10 protein-coding genes are annotated in these 12,571 nt (G+C 58.5%); 3 read left to right on the forward strand and 7 right to left on the reverse strand.

What is annotated here, in order from left to right; translation table 11 throughout:
* Positions 1–164 precede the first annotated feature (164 nt).
* A complete protein-coding gene (locus JQ629_RS20000; RefSeq protein ID WP_212414125.1) occupies positions 165–1,034 on the forward strand; it encodes a class I SAM-dependent methyltransferase in 870 nt (289 codons plus the stop codon).
* A 95-nt stretch (positions 1,035–1,129) separates the two neighbouring features.
* Positions 1,130–1,867, forward strand: a complete 738-nt coding sequence (locus JQ629_RS20005; RefSeq protein ID WP_212414126.1) for a class I SAM-dependent methyltransferase — start codon at positions 1,130–1,132, stop codon at positions 1,865–1,867.
* Between the two features lie 285 nt (positions 1,868–2,152).
* On the opposite strand, the gene JQ629_RS20010 is transcribed toward JQ629_RS20005, so the two are convergent.
* The 4 genes from JQ629_RS20010 to JQ629_RS20025 form a co-directional block, all read right to left on the reverse strand.
* Positions 2,153–3,004: a hypothetical protein gene (locus tag JQ629_RS20010; protein WP_212414127.1), complete on the reverse strand. Its 852-nt coding sequence runs from the start codon at positions 3,002–3,004 to the stop codon at positions 2,153–2,155.
* Positions 3,005–3,027: 23 nt separating this feature from the next.
* Positions 3,028–4,428 (reverse strand): O-antigen ligase family protein, encoded by a 1,401-nt coding sequence (locus JQ629_RS20015; protein WP_249135161.1) that lies wholly within the window; start codon positions 4,426–4,428, stop codon positions 3,028–3,030.
* Positions 4,429–4,500: 72 nt separating this feature from the next.
* Complete coding sequence (locus JQ629_RS20020) at positions 4,501–5,682, reverse strand: glycosyltransferase family 4 protein (protein WP_349628804.1); 1,182 nt, start codon at positions 5,680–5,682, stop codon at positions 4,501–4,503.
* Positions 5,682–6,956, reverse strand: coding sequence for a glycosyltransferase family 4 protein (locus tag JQ629_RS20025; protein WP_212414128.1), 1,275 nt, complete (start codon positions 6,954–6,956; stop codon positions 5,682–5,684). Before JQ629_RS20025 ends, JQ629_RS20020 begins: the two co-directional genes overlap by 1 nt.
* Positions 6,957–7,301: 345 nt before the next feature.
* Between JQ629_RS20025 and JQ629_RS20030 the strand changes: the two genes are divergently transcribed.
* On the forward strand, positions 7,302–8,312 hold the full coding sequence (locus tag JQ629_RS20030) for a polysaccharide deacetylase family protein (RefSeq protein WP_249135162.1): 1,011 nt from the start codon (positions 7,302–7,304) through the stop codon (positions 8,310–8,312).
* Between the two features lie 295 nt (positions 8,313–8,607).
* On the opposite strand, the gene JQ629_RS20035 is transcribed toward JQ629_RS20030, so the two are convergent.
* The 3 genes from JQ629_RS20035 to JQ629_RS20045 form a co-directional block, all read right to left on the reverse strand.
* A complete protein-coding gene (locus tag JQ629_RS20035) occupies positions 8,608–9,561 on the reverse strand; it encodes an FkbM family methyltransferase (RefSeq protein ID WP_249135163.1) in 954 nt (317 codons plus the stop codon).
* Positions 9,558–10,892, reverse strand: a complete 1,335-nt coding sequence (locus tag JQ629_RS20040; protein WP_212414129.1) for an oligosaccharide flippase family protein — start codon at positions 10,890–10,892, stop codon at positions 9,558–9,560. Before JQ629_RS20040 ends, JQ629_RS20035 begins: the two co-directional genes overlap by 4 nt.
* Positions 10,893–11,280: 388 nt before the next feature.
* Positions 11,281–12,474 carry a Wzz/FepE/Etk N-terminal domain-containing protein gene (locus tag JQ629_RS20045; protein WP_212414130.1) on the reverse strand — a complete coding sequence of 398 codons (1,194 nt, stop codon included), beginning with the start codon at positions 12,472–12,474 and terminating at the stop codon, positions 11,281–11,283.
* Positions 12,475–12,571: the final 97 nt, after the last annotated feature.

Here is a 12,571-nt window from a genome sequence, read left to right on the forward strand (position 1 = left end):
CAAATCCCGCGCTCCGGGGTAGCTCGTAAGGGTTATTGAGATAACCTCGGATCCACGACACACTTGCTGGTGGAGATGATCGTGGGCGAGTCCCGCGCCCGTGCTGCGGAGGGTCCGCGCGAATCGGTCGCCACGGTCTCACACTAGGCAAAAGAAGCGGCCGCATGAATGGTGCGCGTGTGTTGACGAACCTGAAGCCTGACTATGCGGCGATCCAGCGGCGCCGGAAGGACACGCGGTCCCCCGAACGGCTGAGCGCGCACTACGAACTCGAACGCAGGCTCGCGGATCGGCTGCGGTTCGCCGGCCGCGACGAGCGCTCCCGGCTCTATACCGAAGTCTATTCGGAGCTGTTCGACAGCCTGCCGGACCATCCGCAAAAAACCGCAGTGGACTCGCGCGCGGACCGGATCGCCAAACAGGTCAGACTCCTCAAGCCCCGGGTCGAGCGGGGTGACGTATACCTGGAGATCGGCTGCGGCGACGCCCTGCTGCCTTTCGCACTGTCCGGATTCGCCGGGGAGGTGCTGGGCCTCGATGTCACGGACGCCCTGGTGGATTTCGCCGCCGCGCCGGCCAACTTTCGCTTCCTGAAGACGGACGGGGTCGAAATCCCGCTCGCAGAGAACTCCGTCGGTTTGGCGCACTCGGACCAGCTCATGGAGCATCTGCATGTCGAGGACGCCGAGGCCCAGCTCCGGGAGATCCACCGGGTGCTCAAGCCCGGCGGGCACTATGTGTGCAAGACCCCGAGCAGCGTCACCGGGCCGCACGACATTTCGGTGTTCTTCGACGACGTGGCGAAGGGCATGCACATGCGGGAATACGACTACGGCTCACTGCGTGCCCTGATGCTCAAATCCGGCTTCCGCTCGGTCGAATTCCCCCTGGTGGTCTCCGGATATCGGCTCGCCACGCCCCCCTACCAACTGCTGCGCGGCATCGAACGGGCGCTGCAGCAGTCTCCAGGTCGGTTGCGGCACAGTTACCTGGCCCGTTTCCTTATGGGCATCACTGCAGTCGCTACCAAGTAGCGGGCCGGACTACGGGCGCAGGGCGCGGCCGCGACGTCCAGGGCCTTGTCCCTCGACCTGACCCGCACCTTTTCTGTCAATCAAAGGAGGGAACAATGGCGAATGTCAGGGGGGCAGAGCTCATGCCAAGCGACCTCTATACCGGAAAAGGTTATGCCGAGGCCTATCCGGGCTGGCATGACGAAGATGCCGGTGGCAAGGCCGCGAAGATCGCCAAGATCGTGCGCGCCAACAACGTCACTTGCCAGAAAATCGTCGACATAGGCTGCGGCACGGGAGGCGTTCTGAATGCCCTTCTTCGGCACGATATCTTCCGCGACTCAACCGCCGTTGGCTACGATATTGCTCCCTACGCCATAAACGCCGCCAAACAGCGCGAGAGAGAGAACCTAAGCTTCCTCTGCGGCGATTTCCTGCAAACCAACGAAAGCTACGATTGTCTCCTGTGCATCGATGTCTTCGAGCACATCGAAGACTATATGGGCTTTCTGCGAAGGCTCAGAGGGCGTTCGAAATACTATGTGTTTCATATTCCCCTCGATATAAGTGTCCTCGGCCTCTTGCGCGGCATCCCCCTTCAGCGACGAAAGCAAGCTGGCCACCTGCATTACTTTGATCAGGCAACAGCACTGGCTACTCTGCGTGATACCGGCTTTGAGATCATTGACAGCCAGTACACCAGGATGGAAGATTTTCTCGATATCCATCCCGAATGGCGAACCGCGAAATCCACCCTCGCTAACGCCGCGCGGCGCATTGTACGGACGGTTGCCGGAGAGGACCTGTCTGTGCACGTGCTCGGGGGCGCCTCACTGATGGTCCTCACCAGCTAGCAGGGAACGGGTGTCGGCGGCGCAAGCCGCCTGGGCCACGGACGTTCACGAGAATGCTCAGCGCAAACGGGTGCACGCGGCTGAAAGGAGTTCGACTCGGATCCTGTGCAGGCTCTTCCTGGGCCGCGGCCAGATGAGGCCCGATCAGGAGATCGATGACCGCTTCTGAATCGCTCTCTTGCCGCCGCGCATGCGATAACCCTGGCGAGCGCGCCGCCCACGTGGAAGCGGAGGCTGTTGCGGCAGTGCCGAGCGGATCTGTCGAGTACCGAAGCACAGTTCAGCTTACCTCAAGGGTGGAGGCGGTTCGGCTTGAAGTTGCGATTTAGTCATGGTCGTGAAGAAGAAGTACTGGTACGTCGTCGTCAATCTGACCCAGCTGCCCATACCGATGCCGGGATTATTTACAAACACGCCGTTCTGGTAGAGATACGGAGCTGACGTGTTTCTCCACCAGTCACCTCCAAAGTTGGCGATCAGATTTGCGCTTGCGCTATCGGTGCGCAGCTGTGCCATCGAGAACACCCCGTCGACTGTTCCGGGATCATACGATCCCCTTGGTTCAATCCAGAAGTGATCATTGTGGCCGGATGGCGGCGAGTCCATTCTCACGCTTCCGTCAGACTGAACGTCGAGGCCCATTGCCGAAAAGGAGTTGTTGGAGAAATCGGCCACGTAGTGATAGCCGCCGATGGAATTCGTGGCTTGATCCTGCACAAGTTGCCAGCCGCCCCCCTTCAAGTGCACAAAGACGCGATAGTCCTTTATATAAATATTGGCAGCAACGTTCGAAGAACCGGCTTGCGGATAAATCTGTCCCCAACCCGTCAGTGAAGAAAAATCGGAAGGCGGAGCGCCGTTTCCCGTGGCAGCCGGGCCACCTGCATACCACGAGAAATAGGTCTTCACTCCGTGTGGATATATTCCGGTGTTGTATCCGGAATTTTGCGAAACGACACAATCGATAGACAAAGACGTGCAGGTGGTCGGAGCGGCTTGTGATGCCATCTTCCCCGCTTGCACGGCTTGACGAACCAAAGACCCTGCCTGAGCTGCCATTGCCTCGGCACTCGCCGATGAGACGAGGGCGCCCAGGAGCATGAGAGCCGTGAGCGGAACGGTAAGATACTTTTTCATATCTCGAACAGGCCGATGAGACATCAGCGGCCAGACTGCGGTTCAGGTAGTTCCTCGGCTTCCCAATGCTGCGATCCGCGACCAGCGGTCATCGCGATGGGCGAGTAAGGCGATCTGAAGTTACGTTCGGTGACGGCTTGAGGTTGAGCCAGCACGACAAACATACTGACGATCAGGTACGAGAACGCCAAGGTTTCCCTGTTGAAGCTGTCATCGAACAATGCAACCAGAGTCACGCCGGCAAACATGGCAAGCCAGAAGTGCAGAGTTCCAACTTCTGCTGATTGTCTGCCATAGGAGACGACAAGCTGCTGCCGGTCTGACATTGCGGCCAGCGGGAGACTGAACCAAAACACGGCAAAGGAGATCAGGCCGAGCACGCCCGTCTCGAAGAATGTTTCCACGAATTGACTGTGCGCCAGCAGGGAGAACGGGCTGTATAACACCACTTGACCGGGACCATATCCGATCATCGGTCGTTCCAATGCGAGCATGGATAGTTCGTACCAGTGGTGGATGCGCCAATGGAATGAGGTCGGCGCAGTGCGCCAATCCCACACCTTATATTCCCCGCTCAGAATATAATCCGGAACCGATCTCAGCTCCGAAAACGATTCTCCGAATGGAGATATCCACATGACAACAGCAAATGCTGCGGCGAACGCTGGCAGGAGGGAAGGTCTCTGAGCAAGAAGGAATATGCCGAAGGTCACTCCCAATAGCGCGACCCCGGTTCTTGAAGCAGCAAGGATCAGGGCGACGAGAAAGAACAGGTACACCAAAATGTGGAAGTGTCTAACGGGAAGGCGCAGTTTTCGGCGCGAGAGCTCGCAAATGCAAAAGGTCAGCACCAGTTCCAGGCTGAAGGATACGGGGTGCGCAGAAAGACCTGCTACACGTGCAACCTTGTCGTATGGCGAGGCGAGCTCGGCATGACCGGTCAGATGCTGGACTAGTCCGATCGCGGACATCAGAAACAGCAAAGAAATAAAAACGCGATGGACGTTCAGGCAAAAAGATGGAGATCGATAGACAGCAGAAACCAGTATCACAAACATGAAGAGATATGTGTACCTCAGGATCTCGTACGAGGCGGCATATCGGTCGAAAATGCTCCCGGTATCGAAGGCGTTGACGACAAACGACAGTCCGCAAGCGACGGCAAAGGCCGACAAGCACATCAACAGGGTAAACAGTCTCCTGTGTATTCGGACACGTCGCATGTGCCAGGCGACCACAAGGCCGACCACGATAGCGGTGAACGAAAGAGTCGATGAAAGGTTGATATTGTACAGGCGATCGACCCCATTCGAGAATGATCTCAAAAAGGTAAAGCCGAGAAAAAATACCAGGAGCGCATTCATTTTGAGCGGCGCCTTGGTTCGGCCGGCGGGCGGAATGCGGCCCGATTGTGGGACCGGCATCGCGCTTGCGGTGCGTGGTCCCAAAGCAGTGCTGTCATGACAGCTTTGCCGCCGCGTCGCGCGCGCGACCCGCTAGGCCGTGCGGGGCGGTACCGTCCGAGACCGCACATGCGGGCCCCCTCTGCGTGGCTCGATCGCTCTGCGATAGCACCCGAAGGTTCGTTCGGCGACGGAACTCCAGTCTTCCCGTTCGGCCAGCCAGCTGCGCGTTTGCTCGCGGCGTTCGGACGGCCACGGGTTGTGTGCAAACGACGCCAGACGTTCGGCGAGCGCTGATACGTCTCCCAAATGAAAGTAGTGCGCGTCATCCAATCTGATCTCCAAATGAGCAGGAATATCGCTCGCGACAACGGGCAGGCCGAAGCTCAAGGCTTCCATCAATGCGATCGGCAGACCTTCGTGCGAAGATGGCAAGACAAAAAGACCTGCATGGGCGTATAGCTCCTGCAGGGCGAGGCCGCACTGGAAGCCGGTCATCACCACCCCATTGGTCGCCTCAGCGCGTGCCGCCACCATTGCCGTATAGGCGTCGGCATGCTCGGCAGTCCCGACCAGCACGAGCTTCCATCCGTCGAGCGCGGCATCGGCAAAGGCCTGAATCAGGTCCATGTGCCGTTTCTCCGGTACCAGTCGGCCCACCATCAACACGTACCGTCCCGGCGCGAGCCCGAATTTCTGCAGTGCCGAAGTGCTGCTCGGCGCTTCCGGCAAGGCGATGCCGTTTGGAATAAGGACCGAACTCAAGCCGTACTTCTCCCGTACCAGCTTCCGAATGGTCCGGGAGATCACGATGCGGCCATTGGAAAACCGCATGCCCCAGGCCTCGCCGGCTTGCAGAGCCAGTCTGGCCAATGCACCCCACTTCTCACGTTCGTAATCCGGGCCGTGGTGCGTCACCACAACGTGCAGTCCCAGCAACCGCGCGAGCGGTACCATCAAAGCCGGCCCGATGGCCTGAATGTGCAATACGTCCGGCCGCTGCCATGCTGCCACCAGCACCCCGAGAAACGAATGAACGAGCGTCTCGAGACCCGAAATCCTCGGACACCACACCCGCATGTAGCGTACCCCGTGCCACTCATCACCTCGGTCTGGCGGCATGTACGAGGAGCGAACGATCACTTCGACATCGCAACCCAATTCCTTGAGGCGGGGGCACAATTGTTCTGCGTGAGTTTCCACTCCTCCCTGCACATTGGGGAATCCACGTAAGCCAAGCATCATCACCCGCAGCACCGGATGTTCCGCACTCACTACGCCCTCCTACTAGTCGTTAGTAGCTCGTGAACTCCTTGAGCGGGTATCGAGCGGTCGACAAAGCTTCTCCCGTGCACCAGTGACTGGTAGACGGCCATCAGCTCGGCGTTATGCTTCTCGAGAGAGAAGTCCCGTTCCGCACGGATCCTTCCGGCAGCTCCCATGTGCGCGCGACGATCGGCGTCACCCATAAGGCACTCGAGGTGGATGCAAAGCTCGTCTGCGTCTCCGGGTTCAAACAGAAATCCCGTCACGTGATCGTCCACGAGCTCCGGAATGCCGCCAATGCGGGTCGCAATGACCGGCTTGCCATGCGCCATCGCCTCCAGCACGGACATTGGGCAGTTCTCGGACCACTCCGAAGGCACAACCACCACAGATGCGTCAGCGATTGTCGTGGTCAACGCCTCCCCGGAAAGCTGGCCGACAAACTGTACATTCCGGGAAAACTGAGACTTCAAATCATCGGTTAGCGGCCCCGTGCCAGCAATGACGAGTGGCCATCGACATCCCGCAACCTCATGGGCGCGCAGCAGGGTTTCCGCGCCCTTGCCCGCTGCAAGCCGGCCGCAGTAAAGCACGAAGCCTTTGTCCCGGCCGCTCGGCGAAATGTTCGTGACATCCACGCCGTTGTAGAGCAGCGCCACCCGGTCCGCTGAGAACCGACGCAACACCGACTCCTGCATGAACCGGCTCGGAGCGATAAAGCGATCCACCTTCTCGTAGCTTCCCAGCCAGCGTTGCGTCACTGCTTCCAGGTAAAGCGCGGCGCTCTGTACCATCGAGCCGTCAGAACAACGATGGGTCAGCACATGGTGGAAATCGCCGCCAAGACATAACGAGCACAATTGGCCGTCCCGCGCTCGGCTGTGCACCGGACAGACCGGCTTCGTATCGTGCAGCGTCAGTACAACGGGAATTCCCCGCGACTTGGCGACGCCGATGATCGATGGTGTCAGCTGATGGTAGATGTTGTGACAGTGCATCAGGTCTGGTCGCGTTTCATCGATCAGCGATGCGAGTTTGCTGACGGCCTCGCGAGAGTGGATCAACGAAAGCGCGCCCTTTATCTTGGCAAGGTAGCCGCCGCTCCGATATTCCTGTCTGGACACAAAATGCGTGGCGTACGGCGATTGGATATTTCGCTCGTGCTGCATCGCGAAGTCGATAACGTCCGTCCCGGTCTTCGTCAGGAACTCTCGTTCCTGAAACAACACGGTCTCCGCGCCACCGTTGTTGAAGAGATACTTATTAGCGATCAGTACTTTCATAGGGGCCATTTCATCGACACTCACATCACAAAAACGCGGCATCGCTCGCGGCCCTGCGTTTTGTGTCAGACAGCGAGATGCTACCTGAAAGATGTCTGATGGAGACGGCGAATTCTGAGGTACCTACTAGTGAGTAGCGGTACGCGGTTGCGTGGACGAGGCAGTTCGTTGATAAATGTTGGAGTTCCTCTTCTTTCGTTTTCTGCCTTCGCATGCATAGGCGTTTATCGCGCTCACGAGGGGCATTTTGAAGATGGGCATTGGCAGGCCGCATGTGGAAATAAACGGACACCACAGTTGTGCGGCCGAGTCCTGTGCGAGTAGTGAGCCTGGGGAGCGCTTGGAATGAAGCAGATGCTCAAGAGAAGCATATTCCAAGCGGCTAGTTGGTCTGGATTGACGCCAACTCTCCGCAGGATGTTTGCCGGAAGGGCGGCCATCCTGATGTTCCATGAGATTCAGCGAGACTATCGCTCGGAATTGATGAGCGGCACTTCAGTTGAACTTTTTGAATATTTGCTCAAGTGGCTACGCCAGGAAGGATGGGAGATTGTCGATCTCGAAGCGTGTCTCGAGCGATTGGCCACGGATCCTCGACCGCGCCGCTATGCGGTGCTTACCTTTGACGACGGCTACCGAGACAACGTCTCCACTGCGGTTCCCATCCTCGAGCGAAACAACGCGCCGTTCATGGTGTACGTTCCGACCGGCGCCCCGACGCGGACGCTGCAGCCGTGGTGGCTAGGCTTACGCGAATTGTTTCGCTCGAGAGACACGGTTACGATCGACGCGATGGGCATCCGGTTCTGCTGTCCCGATTTGGATAAGAAGGCATCGGCCTTGCGGAAGGTAGGCGAGTGGGTTCACGAAGATTACCGCCGAGCCGCAATGCTCGCCCCAACATTCAGCAGGGCGGGTCTGTCACTATCGGCGCTGAATGATGCCTATTTCCTGGATGAACGCGAGCTTCAGAGCTTGGCGCAGCACCCTCTCGCGTCAATTGGCGGGCATACGGATTCGCATCCGGCACTGGCGTACTTGGATGCCCTTTCAGCACGCTCCGAAATGGTAGCTAACCGCAACTACCTGGAGAAATTACTTCAGCGCCCCGTTCGGCACTTCGCTTATCCTTACGGCACCTCCGGAGCATGTGGTCCCCGCGAAGAACATCTGGCAAAGGAAGCAGGCTTTTCGACCGCAGTGACGACGCGGCATGGGCATGTATCCGATTGCAAGCCGAATCAATTTGGACTTCCTCGCATCGGTGTCGGGGGGCAATTTGATACGAGAGCCGCGTTCGAGGCTCGAATGAACGGTGTTCAGTCCGCGGTCCAGATGCTGCTGGGTCGTACTTAGCAATGATTGTGTTCTGGTGATACCGAATAGCCGCTTGCGCGAAAAAGCCTCCCGGGCGAACGACTGAAGCGCCAGTTCGGGTCGGCGGAGGGCCGCTAGCCGGCCGAACCCATTCTGGCCGCTACGATCGCAATCCGGCGCAGCGCAACCACCAGAAGGGCTCGCGCAATACCATCTCTGGAAGACTAGCCACGGGACGTGGTCAGGAACCTGGGCGCATTGATTGCACGAGCATCCTCCCGGATCGCTTGCCGGCATCATCTCCGAGGCCGACCAAGTCCGAGCGGCAGGGCGCTCAGCACGACCTTGCGCTATCGGCAATTCCTGCAATCCACCGGTGGAAGCCGGACCCTGGAGGGCAGGTCACGAAATTGTAGCCTCTTTTCGGGTCCGCTTTCAGCCGATCCAGTGCAACGAGCTCCTTGATCTCCGTAATGGCCCCATCGGCAGTAATCGAAAAGACCGGAAATCCGAGCTCATCGAGCACGAACCTCGTGGTAGCGTGGCTCCGGTCCTGGCCATGATCTTCGAAAATGACCAGCGTGTCGCGCTTCAGTGCTCGGTGGGCGCCCTTTAGCGCCGAGATCTCAGCGCCCTCGACATCTAGCTTGACGATGATCCGATCGCTGTCCGTCAGCTGCAGTTGCCGCGCCAACGCATCAACCGATGTTGATATGACCGCTTCGAGGTGTGTTGAATTGCTGCTCTGCGGCTCCACAATGTGTCGGGCGGCATGAGGTCCGTTGGTAAAGAAGAGCAGCTTTTGTCCATCGGTCTCGCACAATGCCCTGCAGTAGACCGCGAAGCGCCGATCATTGGCGATACAGTTCTGCTGAAGAATAGCGAGCGTCTCCCGTGAAGCCTCGACGGCAACCGCGCGTTTACGGCCCAGCATTTCCGACGTGACTAGAACGGACCAGTATCCGATATTGGCGCCGCAATCAAAGAACACATAGTCGACATCCTTCAGCCGTAGCAGAAACTTCCCTATCTCCGGCTCGTACTCGGTGTCGGGCTGGCGGATGAACGAATTCCAGTAAGCGTCGTCCAGCCGAAAGAACATGCGACTGCCGTCCGCGAAATGGACGCAAGACAGCTGGGAGTTCAGAAGGGGGCGGATCGCCTGCATGGCGACCCCGATGCCGCGCCCGCTGATCCGCCCAATGGCGGTGTCGAGAAGTCTCACCAGCCCCATCGAAAGCCGGCTTCCTGAAACCTCGTAATCGAATGCGCCTCGATCCATCTTCATGCGACTATGCGTGTTGCACGCCTCCCGATAGTGATTAGCATCGTGGTGGGAGTGAGATCGATCCCTTCCGCCGCGTAGATGTGGGCCGCCATCCATGCCCTGTTCGCGACCCATACGACGACCAGAACGACCGCGGTTCCCCAAATCCCGAACATCCAGGTCGCGCCGACCATGGCCGCGACCCCCAGCACGGAAGTGGTGACCATGATGTTCATCGCGGCCCGCTGATGCCCGGTCATGTTCAGTGCGACACTGCCGACACCGAAGTATGTCGACGCTAGCATGCCGATCGCCAGGACCATCAGGACTCCGTGGGCGCGGACGAAATGCTGTCCAAAGGCCATCAGCACGATGTCGCCGACCAGAGCCAATACCACGACGCATCCAAGGACGCCGATAAAGGCAGCCAGTGTCCCACCTGACATGATGCGTGTGATCTCCGTGCGACGACCCTCGTCGAATAGCCGTGCGATGAGAGGTGCCGCGGGAATGCAGAAAGTCACCAGGAAGAAATCGAGAAGGAGCGCAATCCGGTTGGCGGCGTAATAAAGTCCGCCGGCTTCCGGACCGACGATGACCGAGACAATAACGATGTCAATTGTAGCAAACAGCATGCTGGCGATGCTGGTCACCCAGAACGGTCCGGAAGTGGAGATGACGTCGGCAACGCTGTCCTTCGATCGCTTCACCGCGTTGGTGAACAGCCTATGTCCTTGGGCGAGACGTCGCAGGTGAACCTGCTGAATGGCGATCAGCACGACCAGGATGCCGGTCGCGATCACGAAAACATCTGCCGCCGTGACCGGATGTCCATATGCTACAAAGAAGGCTCCGCCGAACAATATGATGAACAATCGCCACAGCACATCCTTCGGCATGAGTGCGAGGTTGACGGAACCGAGCGCGCGACCGACCGAGCTCTGCATTTCGATCAATGCCAATGGCAGTATCAAGAGCAGGCTCGTGGCGTACTCCCAGCGTCCGAATACTCCCCCTCGGCCGTGAGCGGCGACGAATATCAGCAGAGCGATCGCTGTCGCCGCAATGCTGCCCAAACATGCCACACGAACCCGTTTGGCGACGATCGAGCCGATCGACGTATAGTCTTTCCGCGTTGCGAGACTTGGTATTTCCCGCAATACGAGAAGTTGCTGACCGACGAGGCCAATCGTCGAGGCGATAAACCCGAAGGTCATCAGCGATACGAGGACGCCGTACTCCTCGATGCTCATCATCCGGGCGAAGCAGACGCCAAAGGCGAACGTGACCACCGCGCCGGAGCAACGATAAGCGAAAGCCAGTACAGACTTCCAGAAGAGGGATCCGAACATCCAAGGCTCTCGCATTCACTTGATTGAACTGCACAAAGCAAAATTGCCATGTACGTTTATTGTTTTGTACAGCTTCGTGCTGCGCCGAGGGCGTGCTCCACTACGTCAGTCCTTGGGTGCGGCTCCGCCCGCAAACGGGTAGGAGTCAAGGAGATCTGCCGTCGTGAACATCTGCGAAGAACCAAACGATGAGAATAAGGAGTGAGTTCGTTATATCGTGGACGGCCTATCGAGTATATTCGTGCTGTCGCATCGAGCCCCGACCCTTTTGGATTACCCCGTCCGGTTCGTGCCGAGGGGAGGCTGGCTGAGGCGTCGTCGCCTTGGACCCTTGCTGTCACCGCTGCGCCCGAGCCCGGCCGTGACGTCGTGATCCTCCTTCGCTCCATTACGCGTCCGGGCCGCGCCTGATCCCGCCGCCGTGCTCTGATAAAGCACCGGGCTCCTCCTTCGGGTTCTGGCGTCGAACCGTTGATAAGGCCGCGGGTGTATAGTTCTGTTTGGCGAGAGCCGCGTCACCCTGTTGAAGAACCACCACAGGCAGGGGGGCGCCACCGCTGGTGTGGATGCCCCGGTCTGCCAGATCGCGCATCACGCCGATGGCGATGCCAAGAAGCAACCCGCCAACGATCGACATTCCAAGCACGATCCCCACTTTCGGCGAGCTGGCCGCCAGGGGACGGGTCGCTTCGATGAGCAGATACACTTGTAACGTCGGCGAGGATTGCTGCTGCGCCTCCATGTGCCGCAGCACACGAAGAAAATTATCATGAGCCGATGCGGTGGATTCCGCGGCGGCTTCAAGTTCGGCGAGATCACCTTGCATTTTCCCCGTCGATTGCGATGGGGATGTTCCTGGATCGACAGGCTCTGCGGAATCGGCGATGCTGGTCCTGTTCTTACGATAATTCACCAGAGCGTTTTGGGCAGCTGACGCCTGACTGCCTAGTTCGTTTATCTGATCCTTGACCCACTTCGCGCTTCGCAACGACGATTTGATCTTTGCGTCCAGTTGAGACGCTATATGCGTCTCTGCAATGGTGTTCAAGATCTGCGCCGCGCGCTCTGGGTCGACGGAGTCGAAGGTAATCTCGACAATGTACGTTGTGCCGACGCGCTTGGCCGAAAGCTTGCGATCGAACGATTCCATGGCGCGACGCATCGCGCCGGACTCAGTTTCTGATTTGCCGAGTAGCCGGGATGCCGACCCGATCATACGTCGCAAGACTCCCCCGGAAAACTCCGGATCGTCTGCTAAACGGAGCTTCCGTATCACGGCACGCGCCAGACCCTCAGAGTTTATGATTGCGATCTGGCCTTCCACCATCGTTGACGCGGACGCAATGTCTCCTGGAGCCGCTTTCGCATCTACGACGAGTTTCGCGGTGGCAGTATAGGTTGGTACTGCAGCGACGAGATAGAGTACAGCAGTGCCAATCGTTACAAGGGCCGTCAGCAACAGGATCGAGAGGTGCCGCCGTATGAAGGCCACTCCATCTGTCAGGGACTCGACTGGAGAACGAAATTCAGGCGGCGCAGTGTCCTGAGTTACGGAGCTATCGTTTCTAAAACTCTGCAGCATTGTCTTGTACCAGTCCTACTAGTTGCATTACTGAGGCTCCGCACATCAACGAATATGGGATGCAACGGAGTTGCCCAACTCCGATGCTCCCCTGCGG

The organism is Bradyrhizobium sp. AUGA SZCCT0222 (assembly GCF_018130205.1).
In the GTDB taxonomy this organism is placed as follows: Bacteria; Pseudomonadota; Alphaproteobacteria; order Rhizobiales; family Xanthobacteraceae; genus Bradyrhizobium.

Bases quoted from the DNA above. Each gene is read 5' to 3' on its own strand.
- JQ629_RS20005 (WP_212414126.1), top strand. From the start codon at position 1,130: ATGGCGAATGTCAGGGGGGCAGAGCTCATGCCAAGCGACCTCTATACC.
- JQ629_RS20040 (WP_212414129.1), bottom strand. From the start codon at position 10,892: ATGTTCGGATCCCTCTTCTGGAAGTCTGTACTGGCTTTCGCTTATCGT.
- JQ629_RS20045 (WP_212414130.1), bottom strand. From the start codon at position 12,474: ATGCTGCAGAGTTTTAGAAACGATAGCTCCGTAACTCAGGACACTGCG.
- JQ629_RS20000 (WP_212414125.1), top strand. From the start codon at position 165: ATGAATGGTGCGCGTGTGTTGACGAACCTGAAGCCTGACTATGCGGCG.
- JQ629_RS20025 (WP_212414128.1), bottom strand. From the start codon at position 6,956: ATGAAAGTACTGATCGCTAATAAGTATCTCTTCAACAACGGTGGCGCG.
- JQ629_RS20030 (WP_249135162.1), top strand. From the start codon at position 7,302: ATGAAGCAGATGCTCAAGAGAAGCATATTCCAAGCGGCTAGTTGGTCT.
- JQ629_RS20015 (WP_249135161.1), bottom strand. From the start codon at position 4,428: ATGCCGGTCCCACAATCGGGCCGCATTCCGCCCGCCGGCCGAACCAAG.
- JQ629_RS20035 (WP_249135163.1), bottom strand. From the start codon at position 9,561: ATGAAGATGGATCGAGGCGCATTCGATTACGAGGTTTCAGGAAGCCGG.
- JQ629_RS20010 (WP_212414127.1), bottom strand. From the start codon at position 3,004: ATGAAAAAGTATCTTACCGTTCCGCTCACGGCTCTCATGCTCCTGGGC.